This window comes from Geitlerinema sp. CS-897 (assembly GCF_028368005.1).
Taxonomy (GTDB): Bacteria; Cyanobacteriota; Cyanobacteriia; order Cyanobacteriales; family Geitlerinemataceae; genus Baaleninema; species Baaleninema simplex.
The window spans coordinates 1-2,628 of sequence record NZ_JAQNCQ010000159.1 but is presented as its reverse complement, the minus strand read 5'-3'; the positions used below and the strand labels follow the sequence as shown (position 1 = coordinate 2,628).

The 2,628-nt window shown below is 55.2% G+C and carries 2 protein-coding genes; both read right to left on the bottom strand.

Going from position 1 to position 2,628, the window contains the following annotated elements:
* Positions 1-972: 972 nt before the first annotated feature.
* Positions 973-2,244, bottom strand: a complete 1,272-nt coding sequence (locus POG22_RS10080) for a hypothetical protein (RefSeq protein WP_498905083.1) — start codon at positions 2,242-2,244, stop codon at positions 973-975.
* Positions 2,245-2,252: 8 nt separating this feature from the next.
* Positions 2,253-2,582 (bottom strand): hypothetical protein, encoded by a 330-nt coding sequence (locus POG22_RS10075; RefSeq protein WP_498905082.1) that lies wholly within the window; start codon positions 2,580-2,582, stop codon positions 2,253-2,255.
* Positions 2,583-2,628 lie beyond the last annotated feature (46 nt).

The following is a 2,628-nucleotide window of genomic DNA, read 5'->3' as shown; positions in this document are numbered from 1 at the left end:
GAGGAACTTGAAGAAGTGTTGGGGAAAAGGTGCTGTGTCCTTCAAGAACAGATGCAAGAAGAGATTCGGGATTTAACGAACTATCATTGGCTGGAATTTGCGGCTTAAAAGTTTAGCAGGTTTGGAAACAGGATTTGGTATGAAAACCCTGTTTTGCGACCTTCGCTGTAAAGTCCCTGTACGCAAGAACTTACATCGATTTTGAGCGATCGCTTTAAGAGGGGCTATGGTGTGCGGATTCCGTATCAGTCAAACCGAAACCACCCCAACGGGTAGGAACACACGACTCTCAGAATCGGATAACGCAGAGGAATCCGTCACCGAACCGTCGCTCGCTCTCCGTAATGCGACGCAATCGCGCTGAGTCGAACAGCAAAATACGCATAAATACGGACACTGCGTCGAATCAACGCATTTTATACCAAAATTCATGACTGGTAGAGCCTTCTGGCTTTATTTTTTCGACCTAAAATTCCACGATCGCCTCTAGATTTACCCAGTTGAATCAGTATTTACACGTACAAAGTGAGAAAAACTCTAAAAAAACCTGGTATTTTCCGAAGTTGTTGTGACAAAATGAAAATATAGCGAAATTGACTTCATAACACGATGCTCAAGGCTGCGATTTCTCACGCCTCACCCCGAACAGTCCGCTGGCAAGATCTCGATCCGATGTGCCTCGATCGATGGTTTCCCCGAGACTACCAGCGCCACTATATGTCCCAGCTCGTTGGTAAAGGTGGGCTGACACGCCGTCGAGCCGAATACTTCGTTCGCCTGTGGGCGTATCTGTGGTTGAAATACCAACTGATGCTCGATCGCGGGATCTCATCTCCCCTGACTGAATTAAACATTCCCGAGGAGTTCGTCTCCTGCACCCATCGCGAAGCGGCCGCTTTGTTCTATGCCGATCGCGATCGCGGTAGCCATCGCGCCGCTGGCATGATGCTCGATAAACTCGCTCATCTCGGGCTAATCTGCAAACAGTTCGACGGAAATACCGTCTGCATCAAAATCGAACCGATTCCGTCGGTTCGCGCCCTCTCCCATCCGTCCCAGCGTCAATCCCATCGTATCGAAGCCCTCGAGTCCCGTTCCGACGACCTGTCCCTCGTCAGGGGTTAGCGCAGCGAAAGCGGCAAGCAGGGACTCGGCGGCCGAAACCAGGCACCGGAAGCCTCGATCGCTAACAGTTCCACCGATCCGTCCGGGCGAGTCGTCCAGGCGTTCGCCTCTCTGGGAAACGTCAGTTCGGGGGAACGTTCGGTTTCCCCCAGGTGTCTCGGGTAACGCGTCGCGCCGTGCCAAGTGCCTAGATCTCAGATCGCGCCAGGGTTGCCGACCCTCGATCGGAGAAAACGGATCGTTGGGTAATCCACCGCGACCGCTGACCACAAACTCGCTTCCCGAGCGTAACGCATCGCAGGGATCGCTCACTAGAGCGGCTGCATCCACGGGATCCAAGTACAGGCTCGGCAATCCTACGTCAGCCTCGGTCTCAAATCCCACGACATCGATCGAGCCGTCGATGCCGAGGTTCGAGCTGGCCGTAATTCCACTGTCGGACGAGACGAACACGCCCTTGGCAGCAACGCGCACGTTTCCCCCGTTTCCCTCGATGGCGTTGGCGTCGATCGCGCTACCTCCATTGAGAACGAGGGTCGTCGCCTCGATCGCGATGTTGCCGCCGTTGCCCTCTCCGGTTGCGTTCACCGTGATGGCACTCCCGTCGTCGAGGTAAATTCCATCGCGCACGTTCACCCTCAAATTGCCCCCTAACCCCGACGCCGTTGCTGCCGAAATTTGGCCGCCCCGCTGAAGTTGCAACGATCCCGCCATCGCGTTTGACTGACCGGCATTGCCGATTCCATCGTGTTGAACGCTAATGTGTCCGTCGTCGGAAACCCTCACTCTGTTGGCACGTAAGTCGAGCGTCCCAGTATTGCCCGTCGGAACGTCCGGTAGAAAAAACGCCGCTCGCACGGCTTCGTCTAGAATTTGAGCTTGAGCCGAAATCGACGAGTTTTCGCCTTCGACGCGTATCGACTCCGCTGCGATCGAAAGCTGTCCTGCATTGCCCCCTCCGAAAGTCGAAGCCGCGATCGTTGCCCCCTCAGATACGATAACGTTTTCGGCAACGATCTCCGTTCGGCCGCCCGTACCGTTACCAAACGTCGAGGTGCCGATCGTACTGGGTTTCGACAGTTCCTGACTGCGCCCCCTCACGCTTAGGGATTCTGCCACGCGCAGCGTTACGTTGCCCCCTCGCCCGTTCCTGACTCTGGTAGCGGTTCCCCGATACTCGAGAGGGACAACGCCGAGGTCGAAATCAAATCGGCACCGTCGCGGATTTCTAAGGTGCGGGCCGAAACGGTGACGTTCCCCGCACTCCCCGAGCCGAAGGTTACGCTTCCAATTTGACTGGAAGTTTCTCCGACACTGCCAAGAATGGCGATCGCATCGGCATCGACCGAGATATTGCCCGCACTACCAAGATCCGTCGCAGTGCTCCGCCCATAGCCGAGGGCTTGGGGGGTGGTGAAGCGACGGGAGGGAGTAGTTCGCTTAAGCCTAGGAAACAAATATTTATTTTCTAAGCTAAGATAGTTTCATGCTAAACATGACGTG